Annotated in this window: 22 protein-coding genes; 16 read left to right on the forward strand and 6 right to left on the reverse strand. The window is 45.6% G+C overall.

The window, feature by feature from the left end; all coding sequences use genetic code 11:
- The gene (locus BMX22_RS00260; RefSeq protein WP_074739931.1) at positions 1-405 is read left to right on the forward strand and encodes a hypothetical protein; all 405 of its coding nucleotides are present in this window, start codon (positions 1-3) and stop codon (positions 403-405) included.
- 375 nt (positions 406-780) lie between these two features.
- Here the strand turns inward: BMX22_RS00260 and BMX22_RS00265 are convergent, their stop codons facing one another.
- From BMX22_RS00265 to BMX22_RS00275, 3 genes are read right to left on the reverse strand one after another with little or no spacing between them, the layout of a single operon-like run.
- Positions 781-1,650 carry a hypothetical protein gene (locus BMX22_RS00265; RefSeq protein ID WP_074739932.1) on the reverse strand — a complete coding sequence of 290 codons (870 nt, stop codon included), beginning with the start codon at positions 1,648-1,650 and terminating at the stop codon, positions 781-783.
- Positions 1,651-2,328 carry a class D sortase gene (locus BMX22_RS00270; RefSeq protein WP_074739933.1) on the reverse strand — a complete coding sequence of 226 codons (678 nt, stop codon included), beginning with the start codon at positions 2,326-2,328 and terminating at the stop codon, positions 1,651-1,653. It abuts the gene before it with no gap.
- Between the two features lies 1 nt (position 2,329).
- A complete protein-coding gene (locus tag BMX22_RS00275; protein WP_074739934.1) occupies positions 2,330-3,142 on the reverse strand; it encodes a hypothetical protein in 813 nt (270 codons plus the stop codon).
- A gap of 244 nt (positions 3,143-3,386) precedes the next feature.
- Here BMX22_RS00275 and BMX22_RS00280 point away from each other — a divergent pair, with 244 nt between their 5' ends.
- The 5 genes from BMX22_RS00280 (at position 3,387) to BMX22_RS00300 (ending at position 8,084) form a co-directional block, all read left to right on the forward strand.
- Positions 3,387-3,866, forward strand: coding sequence for an RNA polymerase sigma factor (locus BMX22_RS00280; RefSeq protein WP_318259662.1), 480 nt, complete (start codon positions 3,387-3,389; stop codon positions 3,864-3,866).
- Positions 3,867-3,871: 5 nt separating this feature from the next.
- On the forward strand, positions 3,872-4,714 hold the full coding sequence (locus BMX22_RS00285; protein WP_143055445.1) for a zf-HC2 domain-containing protein: 843 nt from the start codon (positions 3,872-3,874) through the stop codon (positions 4,712-4,714).
- Positions 4,715-4,834: 120 nt separating this feature from the next.
- Complete coding sequence (locus tag BMX22_RS00290) at positions 4,835-6,037, forward strand: dockerin type I repeat-containing protein (RefSeq protein WP_074739936.1); 1,203 nt, start codon at positions 4,835-4,837, stop codon at positions 6,035-6,037.
- A 4-nt stretch (positions 6,038-6,041) separates the two neighbouring features.
- Positions 6,042-6,686: a zinc ribbon domain-containing protein gene (locus BMX22_RS00295; RefSeq protein WP_074739937.1), complete on the forward strand. Its 645-nt coding sequence runs from the start codon at positions 6,042-6,044 to the stop codon at positions 6,684-6,686.
- A 192-nt stretch (positions 6,687-6,878) separates the two neighbouring features.
- A complete protein-coding gene (locus BMX22_RS00300; RefSeq protein WP_074739938.1) occupies positions 6,879-8,084 on the forward strand; it encodes a hypothetical protein in 1,206 nt (401 codons plus the stop codon).
- 224 nt (positions 8,085-8,308) lie between these two features.
- Here BMX22_RS00300 and BMX22_RS00305 read toward each other — a convergent pair whose 3' ends face one another.
- Positions 8,309-9,226 (reverse strand): hypothetical protein, encoded by a 918-nt coding sequence (locus BMX22_RS00305; RefSeq protein WP_074739939.1) that lies wholly within the window; start codon positions 9,224-9,226, stop codon positions 8,309-8,311.
- Between the two features lie 243 nt (positions 9,227-9,469).
- Between BMX22_RS00305 and BMX22_RS00310 the strand changes: the two genes are divergently transcribed.
- From BMX22_RS00310 to BMX22_RS00320, 3 genes are read left to right on the forward strand one after another with little or no spacing between them, the layout of a single operon-like run.
- A complete protein-coding gene (locus tag BMX22_RS00310; protein WP_074739940.1) occupies positions 9,470-10,366 on the forward strand; it encodes a hypothetical protein in 897 nt (298 codons plus the stop codon).
- Positions 10,335-10,691 carry a hypothetical protein gene (locus tag BMX22_RS00315; protein WP_074739941.1) on the forward strand — a complete coding sequence of 119 codons (357 nt, stop codon included), beginning with the start codon at positions 10,335-10,337 and terminating at the stop codon, positions 10,689-10,691. The genes BMX22_RS00310 and BMX22_RS00315 overlap by 32 nt, the downstream gene beginning before the upstream one ends.
- The gene (locus BMX22_RS00320) at positions 10,688-10,915 is read left to right on the forward strand and encodes a hypothetical protein (protein WP_143055446.1); all 228 of its coding nucleotides are present in this window, start codon (positions 10,688-10,690) and stop codon (positions 10,913-10,915) included. The genes BMX22_RS00315 and BMX22_RS00320 overlap by 4 nt, the downstream gene beginning before the upstream one ends.
- Before the next feature lie 278 nt (positions 10,916-11,193).
- Here BMX22_RS00320 and BMX22_RS00325 read toward each other — a convergent pair whose 3' ends face one another.
- Positions 11,194-11,637, reverse strand: a complete 444-nt coding sequence (locus BMX22_RS00325; RefSeq protein ID WP_074739943.1) for an Hsp20/alpha crystallin family protein — start codon at positions 11,635-11,637, stop codon at positions 11,194-11,196.
- 543 nt (positions 11,638-12,180) lie between these two features.
- On the opposite strand from BMX22_RS00325, the gene BMX22_RS16295 reads away from it, so the two are divergent.
- Together BMX22_RS16295 and BMX22_RS00330 are read left to right on the forward strand one after the other, a co-directional pair.
- Positions 12,181-12,336, forward strand: coding sequence for a hypothetical protein (locus BMX22_RS16295; RefSeq protein ID WP_177172942.1), 156 nt, complete (start codon positions 12,181-12,183; stop codon positions 12,334-12,336).
- Positions 12,337-12,456: 120 nt separating this feature from the next.
- Positions 12,457-12,696: a hypothetical protein gene (locus BMX22_RS00330; RefSeq protein WP_074739944.1), complete on the forward strand. Its 240-nt coding sequence runs from the start codon at positions 12,457-12,459 to the stop codon at positions 12,694-12,696.
- A 5-nt stretch (positions 12,697-12,701) separates the two neighbouring features.
- Here the strand turns inward: BMX22_RS00330 and BMX22_RS16300 are convergent, their stop codons facing one another.
- The gene (locus BMX22_RS16300; protein WP_177172943.1) at positions 12,702-12,860 is read right to left on the reverse strand and encodes a hypothetical protein; all 159 of its coding nucleotides are present in this window, start codon (positions 12,858-12,860) and stop codon (positions 12,702-12,704) included.
- 392 nt (positions 12,861-13,252) lie between these two features.
- On the opposite strand from BMX22_RS16300, the gene BMX22_RS00335 reads away from it, so the two are divergent.
- The 5 genes from BMX22_RS00335 to BMX22_RS00350 all read left to right on the forward strand — a co-directional run bounded on the left by BMX22_RS00335 (position 13,253) and on the right by BMX22_RS00350 (position 16,790).
- On the forward strand, positions 13,253-14,293 hold the full coding sequence (locus BMX22_RS00335; protein ID WP_074739945.1) for a relaxase/mobilization nuclease domain-containing protein: 1,041 nt from the start codon (positions 13,253-13,255) through the stop codon (positions 14,291-14,293).
- The gene (locus BMX22_RS16740) at positions 14,281-14,409 is read left to right on the forward strand and encodes a hypothetical protein (RefSeq protein ID WP_318259663.1); all 129 of its coding nucleotides are present in this window, start codon (positions 14,281-14,283) and stop codon (positions 14,407-14,409) included. Before BMX22_RS00335 ends, BMX22_RS16740 begins: the two co-directional genes overlap by 13 nt.
- A 439-nt stretch (positions 14,410-14,848) precedes the next feature.
- Positions 14,849-15,127, forward strand: coding sequence for a DUF6809 family protein (locus BMX22_RS00340; protein ID WP_074739946.1), 279 nt, complete (start codon positions 14,849-14,851; stop codon positions 15,125-15,127).
- 164 nt (positions 15,128-15,291) lie between these two features.
- On the forward strand, positions 15,292-15,507 hold the full coding sequence (locus BMX22_RS00345) for a helix-turn-helix domain-containing protein (RefSeq protein ID WP_074739947.1): 216 nt from the start codon (positions 15,292-15,294) through the stop codon (positions 15,505-15,507).
- A gap of 95 nt (positions 15,508-15,602) precedes the next feature.
- The gene (locus tag BMX22_RS00350; RefSeq protein WP_074739948.1) at positions 15,603-16,790 is read left to right on the forward strand and encodes a tyrosine-type recombinase/integrase; all 1,188 of its coding nucleotides are present in this window, start codon (positions 15,603-15,605) and stop codon (positions 16,788-16,790) included.
- The last annotated feature ends 18 nt before the right edge of the window (positions 16,791-16,808 follow it).

The raw sequence follows: 16,808 nt of genomic DNA on the forward strand, positions 1-16,808 counted from the left end.
ATGTCAGAAGAATGTAAGCTCACATTTGAGCTGTACGACCCCAGCGATGACAAGCAGAGCTGTGTTGTCAGAACGATGACCAAGCTTGTCGGCAGGGATTATTCGACGGTCAAGCAGGAGCTCAAGAAGCTTGCCGAAAGATCGGGCTTCGAGACCTATAATGACCAGAGCGTGTTCGAGGAGTATATGTCGCAGAACGGGATTTACAAGGAGCGCGACTACAACAACAACACTCAGCTCAAGGACCTCGATTTTTCGGGCGGAGCATACTGTGTGTTCGTGACCAACAGGGTCAGCTATTTCCACCTTGTGCCCGTTATCAACAACGTGATATATGACAGGCGCAACGAAAGTCTTGGTATGTACGTTGTCGCGACTTACAAGAAAGCTGATAAGGGCGCATAAAAAAGGCGACGAAGGGGAGCCCCCTTTGGCGGTTTCGCAGGATACCGAATATGTACCGTAAATTTACGGCTCGGTAGCCCACAAATTCTGCTAAGGGAAGCACTCTAAAGAGCGGCTTGATATCCCGCATATCGGATAGCCGCACTTTCCATCAGAGCCCTGCGGGTCATATCGTATATCCTATGGAGGAAAACAACACGATCTATAGCTTTGAAAAGTACATCAGGGTTTTATCACGTAGATTACAGCAAAACAGGAGCCGCTATATCGGGGCTCCTGTTTTTTCGTTATATACGCTTGACTGCGCGAGATTTGCCTGTAGACAAAAAAACTCCCGACATGGAAGTCGAGAGCATAAAAGCATATATCATTGTATTATGCAGCCTGTGTTTTTTTAGGTCTAAAAACAGCATAGATGATTATGAGCAGTAAGCCAAGTACAGCTATGCCTATGCTTGCATACATAAATGTGTTTGTAAAGAGTTTCATAGTTTCAGTATAAGACGTGTATATCTGCGCCTGTTTTATCGAGAACGAGCTGAAATAATTCGTTGCGAGAAGATACGCACATGGAGCGGTTCCGATAACACCCGCGATGAGAGCGGAAACTCCTGTCCAGTATACAGTTTCAGCTTTCGCACTCATATTTATGAGCAGGAGAACGATGATGAGTATCAGTACCGCAGAAGCCGAAGTTATCATTATCAGGTCTATGCGTGTATATATTTTCGAGAGCTTTGTGATGACTCCGTGACTGTCGAGCGCGCCGAACTTGTAGACATCGCTGTATTCACGGATTATGCTGTACGCACTGTTTTTCGTAGCTGTGAGCTTTTTCTCAAACTTGTCGTCTTTTTTGTAGCCTGTTTTATCAGCGTAATCGTTGAAGAAAGCGTCGATAGATGCTTCAAGTTTTTCATTCTTTGTTTCGATCGAAGCGTTGCCGCCGCGAAGTCTCTGAAATCCGTTATCAATGGTCTGCTCGATAATACCGTGAATGTATTCGCTGTCAATAGCGTCCATGTAGACTTCTTCCGGGATACCCGTTACGGATGATCGCTCATGGAAGTATTTTTCAAGTTCCGAACGGACCTTATCGTCAATATCGTGTTTTTCGGATATAGTTTTAAACTGCTGCTCTGTCGCACAGTATTTTACGATCCCTGCGCCTGTACCTGCGAGAACAGAGAATACCAGTATTACAGAGACGAATACGGAGGCTATATAAGAAAATGCGTTTTTCATTTATTCAGCCTCCTTTGCTTTAGCATAGAAGGCGCTTTTTTCCTGCTGACAGATAACGCCGACTCGTTCGTTCGTATTGCCGAGGATATCCTTCTTGCAGGTATAAAGTGTGAGCTTTGTCTCTTTGGACGGAACGACGTATTTACGGTCGGAAGCACTGAATGAGATCAGTTCGGTGACTTTATAGGTGAACTCGCCGTAGTTTGTATTTACAGTGATGATATCACCCTTTTTGAGCTTAGACAGATCTGTGAAAAATGTGTCAACATGAGCGCTGATGACGGCATTCCCTTCGGTACCGATGACAGCCGAGCCCGAGGACTGACAGGCACCCTTTTCAAGGAGCTCCTGTTTGCTGCCCCAATATACGGGGACATCAATATCGAACCCACTGCACTTTATAGTGGCGTATAATTCGCCGAACTGCGGACGGACGACCTCACCTGTTTCAGAGGTCTCGCCTGTATACTCGGAAATAATGGTGTTGTCCCTGATAACGAGCCCCGAATCATCGGAGGGAGACGACTTGAGCTTGTCCATAAAAGCGATGTCTGCATACATTTTTAGCTTATCATAGGGCTTTATCAGTGCTACAGACACTATTGATATGCATATTGCTGTCACAAAGAAAGGAGCAAAGATATGCGGGACGACACTGTTTTTCTTTTTTGTGCTCATATCAGATACTTCTGTCCTCTCTGCCGAAGCACTTTTTTACTACGATGTACATTCCTGCAAGCGATGTGAGCAGGAGAGCTCCTGCGGCTGCGAAGATGCCGCGACGATCATAGCCCGTGTTCTCAACAACGTCCTTTGCATGACTTACCGCGACGAGTTCGCCCTTGTCGTTTTTCATGGAGATAACGACGTTGTCATCGCTGACCTCCTCGACATTGAGAGTGAGGTTCATATCATCGGTTATGCTTTTCATATCGTCGATGACTTCCATTTTCTTTTCCGTAGGGAGCTGCTTCAGGAGACTTCTGCGCTCCTCGGGTGAGAGGTCATTGATGAATACAGTCTGCTGCTCGTCGGTGAAGGTCGCAAGATATGCCATTTTGTCATCATAGGAAAGAGCAATGAACGCGGCTCTGCCGATACGCGTGAAGACAGAGCCGTCGGGCATCGTGAGAGTTATCTCGTCCGACTGAACGGGAGTTGTCTGATTACCTGCTGCTGTTGTCGTAGCAGGAGCTGCCTGAGTGGCTGCGGGCGGAACGGTAGCTTGGGGGTCATGGGGAACATTTGTAACTACCTTGCTGCCCGATTCTCTGAGCTGCTCCATATACTGGTCGATGACCTCGGGCGGATAGAGCTCGGGGTTAGCATAGTATTCGTTCCAGCCCTGGAGTATAAGGTCCTCGGAATAGCCTAACTGACGTGCAAGTTCGGCGGCTTCCTCGGGAGTAGCCGCATTTGTATATATCGGAGCTGACATCAGCGCACAGATAACCGCACCTGCTGCCAGTGTTTTAGCGAAAAAGTGTTTCATTTGGGTTCCTCCTTCATCTATAATGAATTATTATAACACATATTTATGAAAATAGCAAGTCGGGCGGAAAATGTTTATAATTCGTTAAAAAAATTCTGTTAGTTTCTGCTTTTATCTTGACACATTGTCGGAACTGGTATATGATAAAAATAGTTTTTTGGAAAGTTTTTTGTGATATTTCTTTTTTTCGTGCGTCTTATATATGAGAACGCAGAAAGATTTCTCGGAAGGGGGGAGAGCCATAGTGGATTTTGAAGCTGCATTTCGCGCATATTACGACGACGTGTTCAGATTCCTGCGCGGACTGTCCGCGAGCGAAACGCTTGCAGAGGAACTGACGCAGGAGACATTTTTTCGCGCATTTCGTTCGATAAATGAATATCGTGGAGAATCCGAGCTGAGAGTATGGCTCTGCTCTATAGCGCGCAACCTGTATTATTCACATTGCCGAAAGGAAAAGCACCTGACAGGTGATGATGTGCCTGAGGATCATATAGCTGACGGAGCAGACTTCACTGAGCTCATCGCCGATAAGGAAGTTGCACGTCTCCTGCACAGAGTTCTCCACACCATACGCGAGCCCTATAAAGAAGTGTTTTCGCTCAGGGTCTTCGGAGAGCTTTCTTTCCGCGAGATAGGCGAAATCTTTGACAAGAGCGAGCATTGGGCCTGCGTTACTTTTCATCGCGCAAAGTCAATGATACAAAATGGTATAAAGGAGTGATAATGATGAGATTGCCGTGTGAGGTCGTACGCGACCTGCTTCCCCTGTTTGCAGAGGATATGGTAAGTGACGAGAGCCGCAGACTTATCGAAGAACATCTTGCGGAGTGTGCTTCCTGCCGTGCAGCATCCGAGGCTATGGGAGCGCCTGTGCCTGATGTACAGTTCCGAATGGATACAGCACAGGGATTCGTAAAATACGAAAAGAAGAAAAAGCGCAAGCTTGCGGTTACTATCGCACTCATAACAGCCGCTGCTGTCGCAGCTTATTTCATAATGCATATAGCTCTTCTCCTTGGCGTTATCGGGTTCATTCTGCTTGACGGAGCTTTTTCACAGGTCAAAGTGGATACCGACGCGTCCCATTATTCGAGATATATGGGCGAGGAGGCTGAAAATGAATACAGGAATAAATGGGGGATGGACGAGTCGATTTTCCCTGACGAGCTGACCGACGATATGCAGGTCCTCGAATACAAAATGGTCTACTATAATCCGTGGGATGCACAGTTCCTCAGTTATCTGACTGTCACATATTCTCAGTCGGACTATGAAGCCGAGCTTGACAGGCTTGCTGACTGCGGTATCACACCATATAAGGACTATTACGGAGTTACCGGTTTTTCGGATGAAGAAGACCCGATAGCGATGAATGCTGACGACTATCAGGGATTTGTATATGCGATACACACTCCCGAAAAGAAGAATACGATAACTTACGTAGAACTGATTTTCTGCAACTACGCTTACGACCTCGATTATAAGGAATACATCCCTTCGGAGTATCTGCCGCTCGGATTTGATGCTGCGTCGGATAATCCTTATGAGATCAGAATGCGAAAGGACTAAAAAGAGGTATCCGTTGAATTTTTGATAAAATTTGCCTGTGCTATTGCATTTTCGGAGGTTCGATGTTATAATATGGGAAAGCGGTAGTACCGCAAATATGACGAATGGCAGGTGAACACGATGAAGTATACGAAGTTTATAGCTGCTTCTTTTGCTGCAATGACCGCAGTCGGGACGACGTTCTCAAGCGGACAGACGGTTTTCGCAAATGAAAAGTTATACTCTGGGTATGAAGCCGACGATGATCGTACAGACTTCGATCACACTAAGTCTGTACCGCTTGCGGGGCAGACGCGTATAACCGTTCTCGACAAGGATACGGGAGAGCCATTCCCCGACGAGATACTGAAAAACCACCCGTTTATGTTCGGTACGGATATACGAATAGGCGATATGCACACGGGACCTGTTTTCATTATCAATAATAATACCGAGTATGTTGACGGCGAGCTCGCAAAGCTCTTCTATACTGCTGATGAGTTCAGCTTCATTTGTGATGACAGGCCTGAGATCACAAGATTTGAAAACGGGGCGCTTGATTTAGTCTTCAGGACAAAGCTGAACATAACAGGGGATGTCAATAACGACGGCTCTGTAGGCATCGCAGACGCTGTTCTGCTCCAGAGATGGCTGCTCGATCCACATATCGACGTTGACTTCGACTGGAGAGCTGCTGACTTGTGTACCGACAATAAGCTAGATAGTTTTGACCTTGTAATGCTGAGGAAAAAGCTTGTTTTAGCTGATATATCTCTCAGCGATGAGGCCGCTCCCGTCCTTGTGGTCACTACTGAAGCAACGTGGAAAGGGCGGCAGGACATTCTGGTCTATGATGAGAACGGCACCGCTTATCACGTATACATTTCAGACGGCAAAGCTCATTACGGTCAATATGACGTACCGTATATCGAGGAAGATGCTGAGCTCATAAGGTTTGGCGGAGAAGGCTGGTACGAAGCTCTCGAGAGTATTATTTCAAAGCCAGAAGCACGCTATTACGATAAGTTTATGGACGATGGCACCCTTTCACTTACAAAGCAGATGTCGAAGGACGCGGTCAGGTACAGCGAAGAAAAGTGGCTCGATACTGTACCGCATTGGCTCGACGGCAGCACGATGTCGATATATCTTATAAACGAGTCAGACGATAAGGCTCATTTTGCGAAGCTTGCAACTCTTCTTGGATCTGATTCATGCCTTGAAAATGAAATTGTGCAGGACTATGTGAATGAGCTCCTGAAAAAGGATTACGTGGATTATCCAGGGCTTGACCTTGAGTTTGAAAACTATCTTAAATATGCAAATAAAAAATATAAGGAGTAAAACAATGAATCCAATAACAGTTAATTTCGGTTCAGGAAATAAATTCCAATTCAATGAGAGCGTAGAGGGAAAGAACTGTCTTATGGAGGCAACGATCTCGGGAACAGCAACGCTTGTTGATGCTGCTTCGGGGCACTATGACGGAGTATCCGATGTAAGAGCAGAATTCGGAGCAGTGCTCGGAGCTGTGATCAATAAGTGCTTGTCTAAAATGACCATGGATGCTGCAATAAACAACGAGTCTTTCATGAATATGATCGGCTCGGGTTCAGCTCTGAAACAGGAAATAGAAAAAGAGTTTGCATATGCGAACGACAGTGTTTATGTTGATACTTTACACTTTGACATAACCGAAGAGTCAAAGGACAGGCTCGGTAAAATGAGAGCGGAGCTTAACAAAAAGGAAGAAAAAGCCGACAATGAAAACGGCTCGCCGCAGGGATTACAGGGTATGAATCCTGCTATGCTTTATGGTATGGCGATGATGAATCAGGCTATGAATCCGAATATGAACCAGCCTGCACCTCCGAATATAGTGCCTGACATGAACCGACCGATGCAGCAGAGTGCTCCAAAGTTCTGTACTAATTGCGGAGCTAAAAGAGTTGACGGACAGAAATTCTGCATCGAGTGTGGAGCAAAGCTCTGATAATAGAATAAATGAGACCGTTTTGAATAAAAGGGTACCTATACATACTTTTGCCCCGAAGCGTTTCAAAGTGCTTTGGGGCATAGTGTTTATTTATCGTTATAAAGAATGAAACTGTATGGCAGGGGTTAGTTGTTGAAACGATAAAATAAATCAACAATTTGCAGGTCTGCAAAACAACAAGGAGAAATAATGCGCTATACACTAATGAATGCGGAGCACGAGGTCATTGATTTTGATATCGACCTTGAAAACAGGATAATAAATGAGATCGGTGAAGTCAAGGAGCTTCAATATGCTCCTGTTTATTTTAATGGGAGCGATGATATAAAGCATTCGCTTTACAGTTTGCTTTGCGGCAGGACATTAAGTGTAATGCGTCGGGATACAGCCGACATAATAAATGCCTTGTCTTTAAACAATGAGCTTGAGCTTTCCGTATATTCACTCGGGCTTTCGCTTACCGATTGCTATTGGTACAGACCTGAGGGCTCGCCCCTCAATTGGCAGGATGTAAACTGCTTTGACAGAGACTATGACACATCTATGGGTAATGCTATTCTTCGCTGTGACTATCCTGCGTTAAAGAAAGCCGACCCGTTCACACCCGACCTGACTCTTGGGGGTATATCAAAAAAAGCGTGGATAAAAACAGACAGTGCGCCTATGCTTCTGAAGTCTGAAGCGGGGCAGGCAAGCATCGTCGAGCAGGCAGAGCTTCTTTCATCAAGGCTCACCGAAAGACTGCTTGATGAAAAAGACTACGTTGCTTACAAGCATATTGACTTTGAAGGTGAAAGCTACTTAGCCTGCCGTGGAATGATAAATAACTATGAAGAATTTGTCCCGGCAGCACACATACTTGAAATGTTGGAACTGCCAAATGACTGCTACAGCTTCAAGGCAATATCAAAGGATAAAAACCATCTGAACACCTTTACCGAAGCACTTATAAAAATGGGGGTAGAAAACATAACTGCATACTATGCAAAGCTCGGTGCGGTATTTGACCTTACCCTTGCAGGAGACAGCCACTCGGACAACTTCGGCTTTATAAGAGACTTAAAAACTCTTAAATTTCGTCCTGCTCCGCTTTTTGACAGGGGACGTTCATTCGGGAGCTTCGGTCAGCCAAAAGATAACGGAGAGATATCTGCCGCAAAAAGTGCCGTTTCTGCCACCAAGATAATGTTTCTTATGATGCTGTTCAATTCCGTAATCCTGTACCCCGATTGGGATTACAGTTGGTATGAACCTAAAAAGCTTAATGGCTTCCATAAGGATATTGACGTATATCTCGGCGGCTGTGAGGACGCACCCGAAGAATACAGAACTCTTTTAAAGGCTGCCTTTGATTATCAGCTTGATTATCTGAACAAAGCAGCGGGAATAGAATGAGCTTCGCTCCGAGCGGACAAAGAGGGGAGTCCCCTCGGGCAGTTTAGTGGGCTACCGAATACGTAACGCAAGATTACGGCTCGGTAGCCCACTTTTTCGTTAAGGGAAGCGCACAGAGGAGAGCGTTTTTTTGCTGTGATACGGCTTTGACAGAATTACAGGCGTATCCGGAGACACGCCTGTTCTGATGTTATGGTATAGTTATTTGGGGGATATCGGCATTATCAGCTCGCAAACCAGAATGAGCTGCCGGAACCTGCATTTTCCATTGCATCGTACCAATATGCATTATAATCGGAAGATGAGAAGTCAAAAGAACCGTTTCCGTTTTCGTAATCAGTAGTGCTGCTGATAAGCTCGCCGTCTGATGAGTAGGTGAAAGACTGCTTGATACAATTGGTGTATGTAACCGAAACGCCATCATCGGAAACTGTAACAGGTCCGCTCATAGTCCATACACTGCTTTCGGCAACGTTGCCGCTCCATGATATATTTATTGAAGCCTGATCCATGCCGATGCATGAAACTGTCATAGTTGCGCGGCCGTTAGTATATGTACCGATGAAGTTCATCATCGGGTTCTGACCGTCGCTCGGTGTTGCAGCCGGCTCAGGATTGTTTCTGTCGGGATAGCAGAACTGATAGCCGGAGTAGTATGTGATCTGCTCGGGAGTGCTGCCGTTCGTTACGGGAGCTACAACAACGATCCAGCAGCTTATTCCGTCGGGCGCATAACCCTTTGTGCAGCTGATGATCTCAGCACCCGAGCCTGCCTGTGTTTTAACATTGCTTATAGCTGTTTCACGGTCTATACCTACCTTGATATCATCAGTATTGCCGGAAGCAGTGCTCTGCGAGGAAGTATCTGCATTTGCAGCAGTAGTACCACCTGCCGCTTGAGTATTATCTGCCTTCTGTGCGGCGGTCGAGCCTGACTTCTTGTCGGTTGTATCAGTGCCTGATGTTACAGTTCCTGTTGTTGTCTCCTTAGCAGCAGAACTGCTTGTTGAGGGAGTGTTTGATGAAGCAGGTTCCGTGTCGGAGCCGCAGCCCGTCAGCATTGCGGCTGCTCCTGAAATTGTTATTACAGCGGCAGCCAGCATTGCTGCAAATCTCTTGTTCTTTGTGTTTAAGTTGTTCATTTTTATCCTCCTGATAATTCTGCGCATTTTTTTGCGCGCTTTTGTTTCCCATGACTATATCATACCACTACACTTCAGAAATTGCAACATATAATATATCGACAAAATGTAGCTTAAACTACATTTTCGTGCGGGAATGTAAATAAAGCTACACTTTGCCAAAAAAATAACAATTGCTTAATAAATGCTCAATGTATTTAGTTTCGATAAACTTTATAATAATGCAGAAGGTACATTCTCCTGATGGAAAGTATTTCTGTAGTTGATGGGATCGATTCCGAAAAACTTGAGAGTGTTCAGAAGACTCTGAAAAGTGCGCTCGATAATAACGATGAACAAGGTATCTCCGAGAGCCTTAACGAATTCAGCACAATACTTTGGGGTATATCTGATAACCTCGAAAATAAAGGCTTGATTGGTCTGAAGGCATTTATAGACCATACAAAGTTTATCGTAGAGGCTGCTGTTGAAAACGAGAAAGAGAAAGCTCCCACACAGATGGAGAAGGGAAAAGAGTGGCTTTTTGCCAGCTATTTTCATGCACCTATCAAGGAGATCGAGCCCTTGAATAGGGAGATGTACTCGCCAAATGAGCTTGATAAATGCATAAATGATCTTGGCTTTGCTGCTATCTGGAGCGCCTTGCAGGATAGGATAGATGCAGAGAAGCGTCTGAATGAAGGAGTGAAAGATGCCGAAGAAGCTGAAATACTGCGTGATGAGATTATCACGGCAAATAACAACTTCATCGCGGCAAATAATGCGCTAAGTGAGAACCTTTCAAAAGAAGCTAACGAACCCTATGTCAAAATGTTTGAAGGCAAGATAGAGCGTAACAATATAGTCCCGAAAATGCTCGAGGAGCAGAACAAGACGCTGGAGAACGGAGTGTTTGTCGGTCTGCTCGATGAATACGAATTTATCAACAGAGCCAAGAAAGATGTTGCCGAAATAAGCAGAAAAGCAAGTATACTCGCAAGAGAACTTGATGAAGTAAAGGGAAGCGCGCACAAGCGTTCAAAGTATTTCAATGCCATGGAGGACGCGCTGGCAAAGGTGACGGCACTGTCGCCGAACGACAGCACCTATGACGAGGTAGTGAAAGCACTTGACAACCTTGAGAAAGCAACAAAAGCTTAAGGGGCTGCATATAGGTGACGGAAAGAGACGTATTGAATATGCACGGACTGTCAACAAGTTCCTGAAAACGAATTATAATGTACTGAACACGGCGTATCAGCAGCTTGGCAATGACAGAGGTGCATATTCGATCAGGGATATCGCACGTACGCTCGAAGAAGGTCCTGCCCCTAAGAATAAGCTCAAGGAGATTAGCCTTGAAAAGCTGGATTTCATTAATCCGGCATATACCGAAAAAATGAGAGAAACAGGAGAAGATGTTTACACTAAGAGATACAGAACTTCTTCTGAAATGGCATCATTGGGTGGTGTCATTATTCTTTGATTGATGAAATGGAGCGTGAGATGAGCGTGGGCAAATACCGGGGGGAAAGAAAAAAAGAAATGGAAGTCCGCGACATTATCAGTGGAATAGCCAGAATAACGCTGCCCTATAATTCTTATCTGGCTATGAAGGACATCACGAAAAAATGGACCGGTCGCCGTCAGGACTGGAGCAGCATCTACGCTCAGCTTGTGATCTACTACGGCGACAGGATACCTGAATAACATTTCCATCTTGACAATCAAATAATCATGTGCTAATATGCAGATAAGACCGACTGCTTTCACAATCGGTCTCATCATACACCCTTCTATTGCACTATTTTGCGTTTACACAGAATTTGGGATTGACTCTACAATATCGAAAAATTCTTTGCAGATAACTATCTTGTGAACTGAACCGACCTTGACTACACAATTATACGTAAATAAAATAATCCCCGGAACTGCTCATATGAACAGCTCCGGGGAGCATCATTTGGGGATCATAACTTAGCGAGGTATTATCCCTCAATGGCAATATACTTGTGATTTTCCAGCTTCTTTGGCTCTGCCTTCGGAACGCAGATGTTAAGAACACCGTCCTCAAATTTAGCCTTTACATCGGCTTCGGTAACAGTATCACCGATGTAGAAGCTCCTCTGCATTGCGCCTGCATAACGCTCCTGACGGATCAGCTTGCCCTTCTTGGACTTTTCGTCTTTGTCAAGTCCCTTTGCGGCACTGACAGTCAGATAACCGTTCTGAAGCTCAAGATTGATCTGGTCTTTCTTGAAGCCCGGCAGGTCGATAACGATCTCATAATGGTCGTCGAGTTCATGGACATCGGTCTTCATTACCTGTGCGGCGTGTTTGCCGTACAGCTTCTTCTCCACATCTCTGCCAAAATCAGGGAATCTGAAGAAATCATCGAATAAATTTTCACCGAAAATGCTTGGATACAACATAGGTCAGTCCTCCTTTTTACTCGTCACATTGTTTCCATTGCTTCGAGCAAGGGGACGGAGGGTTCAGCACACGGATCCTTTGGTGCTTCTCTGTTCCTTTGTTCTGATTATATTATAGCACTCCAAATTAGCACTGTCAAGGGGAGAGTGCTAATTTTCACACAGGTTTCATATTTTTGACAGAAATGTCACATTAGCCAACTGATAATTACACTCAGTGAGAATGGAGAAATGCGTCCTGTGCTGATTGACTATTATGCAGATCGTGTTAGAATTAACATAGTGGCAGTAGCTTTTAAAAGCATACTAACGGACAGACAAAGGTCTAGCTTACTCAAAGCTGTCCTCTTAGTATAACAATACACAAGGAATATGATCAGTTATGAAAAGAATAGTAATATTGATGTTGAGTATTTGTTTTATATTCAGTCTCAGCAGTTGCAGCGGTATTAATAATAATTCAAGTAAGATTTAGCGTCATTATTTATGCATGAATTATGAAACTCTTCAAGAATTGTTTCCGTTCGGTATGCAGGCTTCAATGTGTTGACGTTCCTTGCCAACTGGATAAAGCTCGTCTGCTTTAATTTCCCGTTCGCATTCTTCTCTCAGCTTTTCTTTATCCAGCCGCTGATCAGGACTTGTTTCAAGGCGGTGTTCAGAAGAAAAGCCGAAACAGCTCAGGCTGTAAAGGCGTAAACTTTGTGCAAAATGTCCTTTGCAAAAAAGCTGAAAATCTGATATAATCAATATATAACGAGTAGCGATCCTGCGTAAGTCCGGTTATTGCTGCTCGTTTTATTATGGAGGTAGATCATAGTGAAAAGGATCAAAGAAGCGTGTATCTGCCAGACACTTCATTTTATGCTGAAAGAAGATGTCGGCCATGACTACGCCGTAAAGCTCGTTAAAGACGAGATTGAAAAGTACAAGGCGGGACTTGATAAAAACAAGACTAAGTACAAGATCGTTGAGGAAACAGAACAGCCTGACGGCTCTGTTATCATGAAGATCATCAAGCAGCACAACGCTGCTCCTGTCGGCTCTTATCTCGACTGATACAATTACATATCATCAAAAACAGCGTGTGGCTTGCCTACCTTCTGCGCACCTGCAAGGACGTACAATCCCTGCGTAAGAAGTCCATCAATGATGAACTCCTTCGGTTTGAATACTGTAGACAGTATTTCTTCTGCGGTTTTCGTCTGTAACACATTACTCATAGCATTCCTCCTTTCTCATAAGATCCCCGACACAGCCAACAGCTTTTTTCGTTACGGGCAACTGCTCGTGCAAACTATTTGTATGGGCTGTGTCGGGCAATTCGTCACCTCCTTCTACAGTGAAACAAAAGCGCCGCAGCTGAATTAACAACTGCGGCGTTCATGTCCCTCTAATATATATTATGGGAACTTTTTTTCATTTGCATAAAATGTGGAGACATTTATTTTTCGTTTTCGGAGACATTTTTTCTTGCCGATATATCGTAATATGAGTTTTATCACATATTCATAATGCAGTACAAGAAATTTTGTTCGGTTTGACTATTGCAAGCAGAACATATGTGTGATATAATATATAAAAAACATTTGTTCTCATTGTTAGGAGGCATACCATGCAAGGATACATTGATGTGATCGTTAAGTCATGGCTGGCAAGCGGCTACAAAATAGAGCCTGCACTTGCTCATAAGATAGCTGTTGAGTTTGCGGAGCGAGCCTTCCCCGGTCACGAAGTTGTAGTGGCAACTCACATCGACGCTGACCATATCCATTCGCACTTCGTACTCAATGCAGTCAATGCTGACACAGGTTTGAAGTACCACTCTAACAAGTTCACACTGCAAGACCTTCGGCATCTCAGCGATGAAATTTGTCAGAAGTACGGAGTGACAACTCTCAGCAAACCTGAGATACACAAGCAGAGCAACGGTATAACCAACGGAGAGTATCGTGTTGCAATGCGAGGTGAGAGCTGGAAAATGAATCTCATAAATACAATAGATACGGTCATGAAAAGAGCAAAGTCCAAGAAACAATTCCGCTTCTACATGAAGCAGTGTGGCTACGATGTCAAATGGGAAGACAGCCGAAAGTACATCACATATACTTGTCCAAACGGCAGAAGATGCCGCGACAATAAATTGCACGAAGCGAAATACAGGAAGGAGAATATGGAATATGAATTCGAAATACGAAGAAGCGAAAGAAGCCTCCAAGCAGAATATGCAGGAGACACAGGACATACCAACTATGGTCTGCGTCCAGGAACACAACTGGCTGGCGCTGATCTCGCAGTTGAAACTTCTGACAGATACAATGTTCGATATCAAGGCTCAGACAGACGAGACAATGACATATGCACAGATGAAACAGTACCTGCAAAATCAGCGGACGATAACAATCAGCTGCTGGAACAGGGAAAGGAGATTCAGGAGCAGACGTCACAGAACGTGACGGCAGAGGTATCGAAGCTGGATCAGGCGGCGAAGGACCTCGTCTCACAGGCTGGGAGGCTGAACGAGCAGACCTTATCGCAGCTGAAATGCTCCGAAGAGCAGAGCAGAAGTCACGGCTTCAGACTGCTCCGACTGGTGGTGCTGATAGAGTTTCTGCACCTGATATCGTCGGTGGCATTGCTGCTATGGCTTCGATAATTGAGGACGAGCCTGAGCCTACTAACGATACCGAATACGCACGTGAGCACGTTGACCGCAAGGCTCTCGCCGAGGAACGAGAGCGAAAGGAAGCTCACGGAATACACATGGGATAAGCTATGACTCCCTGAATCAGGGACTCAACTAACTCAGAGGTAAAACGCCCGTGAGTTATTATTCAGAGCTCGAATACCGTAACGGTACTTGAAGTCTCAAAACAGGAGTGCACTCAGTCCTACCTCGGGAGCGAGTTTCCGAAATGGACACCCCTTTGAAATGAACGCTGAACGAAATGTTCACCGTGCTGCACTCGCACTGATTCGGGGCAGGTGTGAACGACTCGTTCGGTCAGTAGACGAAGTAACAAAACGTGACGGCATCTCAATCACCAAAGGGTGTCCCAAAACGTGACAGCCTTTGTAATAAGGGTATCGTGAAAGCTGATACCCTTGTAGTGGTTGTGCTCGGTATCAACAGCCAACATTCGTCCAGTCTGATGAATAGACTTCGTCCGAGAGCTGTGGTATGATTGTTGGTCAGGAGGTGACCGCGGCGATGAAGTTGCAGGATTTATACTACGGGAACGTCATACCGTGTCAGCACGATGTGAGGAAGGACTCCGACTACGCAAAGCGAAGTCTGGAGCTCCTCGAGATGTGCGACAGACTGGAGAAACGGCTGTCGGCTGACGATAAGAAGCTGCTGAACGAGATAACGGATATGCAGGGAATGCTGTCCGAAACGATGGCAGCGGAGAGCTACATACAAGGTTTTCGAGACTGCGCCGAGCTTGTCATAGATGTGATGTTCGGCAGTAGTGAGAACCTGAAATAACAACATAACAATCAAATGGAGAGGGTACGGTAAAACACCGTACCCATTTTCGTATCAAAGGGGGCGGCTAACCACCGCTCTCTTAATTATTCAAAAGGAGAAATGTAAAATGAACAATGCAGATCATACGAGAAACACAAGCGAAAGAATAACAGGAGGAACGAATGAGATATACAGAAATGTTCAGAAACGAACCAGACGTGCTGACTGTCCCAGAGGCGGCAAAGCTGCTCCGCATTGGAAAGAATCAGGCTTACGAGCTCGTGAAAAATGGAAGTCTCGGAGCAATAAGGCTGGGCAAGAAGATAATTATTCCGAAGCCCGCTCTTGTTGACTTCTGCCGAAACGAGAGAAACTATTTAGTGCTTCTGCCGAAATGAGGTGAAAGGTATGGATTTTTCGGGAGAAGTGTGGTATTGTTGTCGTGACGAAAGTCACGATAAGGAACGATTTGGGAATTGAAAGGAGGATGCCAATGAAAATAACCACAGGACATTTGGCTGAGAAAAGCGGCAAATGGTATGCCGTTATAAACTTATACGATGCCGACGGCAAGCGCCACGAAAAGTGGCGCTCCCTCGGACTGGACGCAAAGAAAGGCACCAAGACCGAAGCCAACCACCGTCTGAACGAGGTGCTGGAGCAGTACAATCTCGGTGACCAGTACCTGCACGAAGGAATGTCGAGAGCCGACAAGGAGCGCAACCGCATAGCTGATATGCGAGTTGAGGACTACCTTGCGGAGTGGCTGGAGTCCTACAAGGGCAACATCACGAAGTCCACATACACAAGCTACAAGCGGTACATGGACGTACACATGATACCATTCTTCAAAAAGCTGAAGATAAAGGTCAAGGAGATAACCGGCGACGAGATAAACGAGTACTACGCTTACCTCAGAGCCAAAGGTCTGAAAGGCACAAGCTGTCAGCGGCACCATTCGCTCCTGCACCTTGCATTCAAGTCTGCTATGAAAAGACGTATCATTCCGACAAATCCCGTCGATCAGGCTGACCGCCCGAAGTCGGTGCAGTTCATCGGAAACTACTATAACGCTGAGGAGATAAAGCAGCTCATCGACTGCACAAAGGACGATCCGCTGCACATCGTCATCATTATAGCTGCCTATTACGGACTCCGCCGCAGCGAGGTCATCGGACTTAAGTGGTCAGCGGTGGACTTCGTAGGCAAGACCATAAGCATCAAGCACAAAGTCTTGCAGGACGAGGACGGAGTGGCAGGCTACGATGTTATGAAAACGAAATCGTCGTACAGAACGCTTCCGCTGATACCCGTAGTCGAGCAGGCTCTCATCGCCGAGCGTGAGCATCAGGCTGAGATGAAGAAGGCATTCGGCAGAGGATACTGCAAGAAGTACGAGGACTACATCTGCGTAGACGCTGTTGGAGAGCTGATACGTCCCAACTATGTGTCGGACCACTTCCCGATAGTGCTTCGTAAGAACGGTCTGCGGAAGATACGATTCCATGACCTGCGGCATAGTTGTGCCAGTCTGCTCCTTGCAAACGGAGTGCAGATGAAGCTGATACAGGAGTGGCTGGGTCACAGCGACATAGGTACGACCAGCAACGTGTACAGCCATGTGGACAGCGAAAGCAAGAAGCTGAGTGCGGAGGCGATAGAAAGAGCGCTCGGAGCGTAAAAGTAAAAGCCACTGAAC

The organism is Ruminococcus sp. YRD2003, assembly GCA_900109435.1.
Classification (GTDB): Bacteria; Bacillota; Clostridia; order Oscillospirales; family Ruminococcaceae; genus Ruminococcus; species Ruminococcus flavefaciens_G.

What these genes read in the sequence shown, in the direction of transcription:
- BMX22_RS00300 (WP_074739938.1), top strand. Translation starts at nt 6,879, where the DNA reads ATGCGCTATACACTAATGAATGCGGAGCACGAGGTCATTGATTTTGAT.
- BMX22_RS00340 (WP_074739946.1), top strand. Translation starts at nt 14,849, where the DNA reads ATGAAGTTGCAGGATTTATACTACGGGAACGTCATACCGTGTCAGCAC.
- BMX22_RS16300 (WP_177172943.1), bottom strand. Translation starts at nt 12,860, where the DNA reads ATGAGTAATGTGTTACAGACGAAAACCGCAGAAGAAATACTGTCTACA.
- BMX22_RS00305 (WP_074739939.1), bottom strand. Translation starts at nt 9,226, where the DNA reads ATGAACAACTTAAACACAAAGAACAAGAGATTTGCAGCAATGCTGGCT.
- BMX22_RS00260 (WP_074739931.1), top strand. Translation starts at nt 1, where the DNA reads ATGTCAGAAGAATGTAAGCTCACATTTGAGCTGTACGACCCCAGCGAT.
- BMX22_RS00265 (WP_074739932.1), bottom strand. Translation starts at nt 1,650, where the DNA reads ATGAAAAACGCATTTTCTTATATAGCCTCCGTATTCGTCTCTGTAATA.
- BMX22_RS00335 (WP_074739945.1), top strand. Translation starts at nt 13,253, where the DNA reads ATGCAAGGATACATTGATGTGATCGTTAAGTCATGGCTGGCAAGCGGC.
- BMX22_RS00345 (WP_074739947.1), top strand. Translation starts at nt 15,292, where the DNA reads ATGAGATATACAGAAATGTTCAGAAACGAACCAGACGTGCTGACTGTC.
- BMX22_RS00270 (WP_074739933.1), bottom strand. Translation starts at nt 2,328, where the DNA reads ATGAGCACAAAAAAGAAAAACAGTGTCGTCCCGCATATCTTTGCTCCT.
- BMX22_RS00295 (WP_074739937.1), top strand. Translation starts at nt 6,042, where the DNA reads ATGAATCCAATAACAGTTAATTTCGGTTCAGGAAATAAATTCCAATTC.
- BMX22_RS00285 (WP_143055445.1), top strand. Translation starts at nt 3,872, where the DNA reads ATGAGATTGCCGTGTGAGGTCGTACGCGACCTGCTTCCCCTGTTTGCA.
- BMX22_RS00275 (WP_074739934.1), bottom strand. Translation starts at nt 3,142, where the DNA reads ATGAAACACTTTTTCGCTAAAACACTGGCAGCAGGTGCGGTTATCTGT.
- BMX22_RS16740 (WP_318259663.1), top strand. Translation starts at nt 14,281, where the DNA reads ATGGCTTCGATAATTGAGGACGAGCCTGAGCCTACTAACGATACCGAA.
- BMX22_RS00290 (WP_074739936.1), top strand. Translation starts at nt 4,835, where the DNA reads ATGAAGTATACGAAGTTTATAGCTGCTTCTTTTGCTGCAATGACCGCA.
- BMX22_RS00350 (WP_074739948.1), top strand. Translation starts at nt 15,603, where the DNA reads ATGAAAATAACCACAGGACATTTGGCTGAGAAAAGCGGCAAATGGTAT.
- BMX22_RS00325 (WP_074739943.1), bottom strand. Translation starts at nt 11,637, where the DNA reads ATGTTGTATCCAAGCATTTTCGGTGAAAATTTATTCGATGATTTCTTC.
- BMX22_RS00310 (WP_074739940.1), top strand. Translation starts at nt 9,470, where the DNA reads ATGGAAAGTATTTCTGTAGTTGATGGGATCGATTCCGAAAAACTTGAG.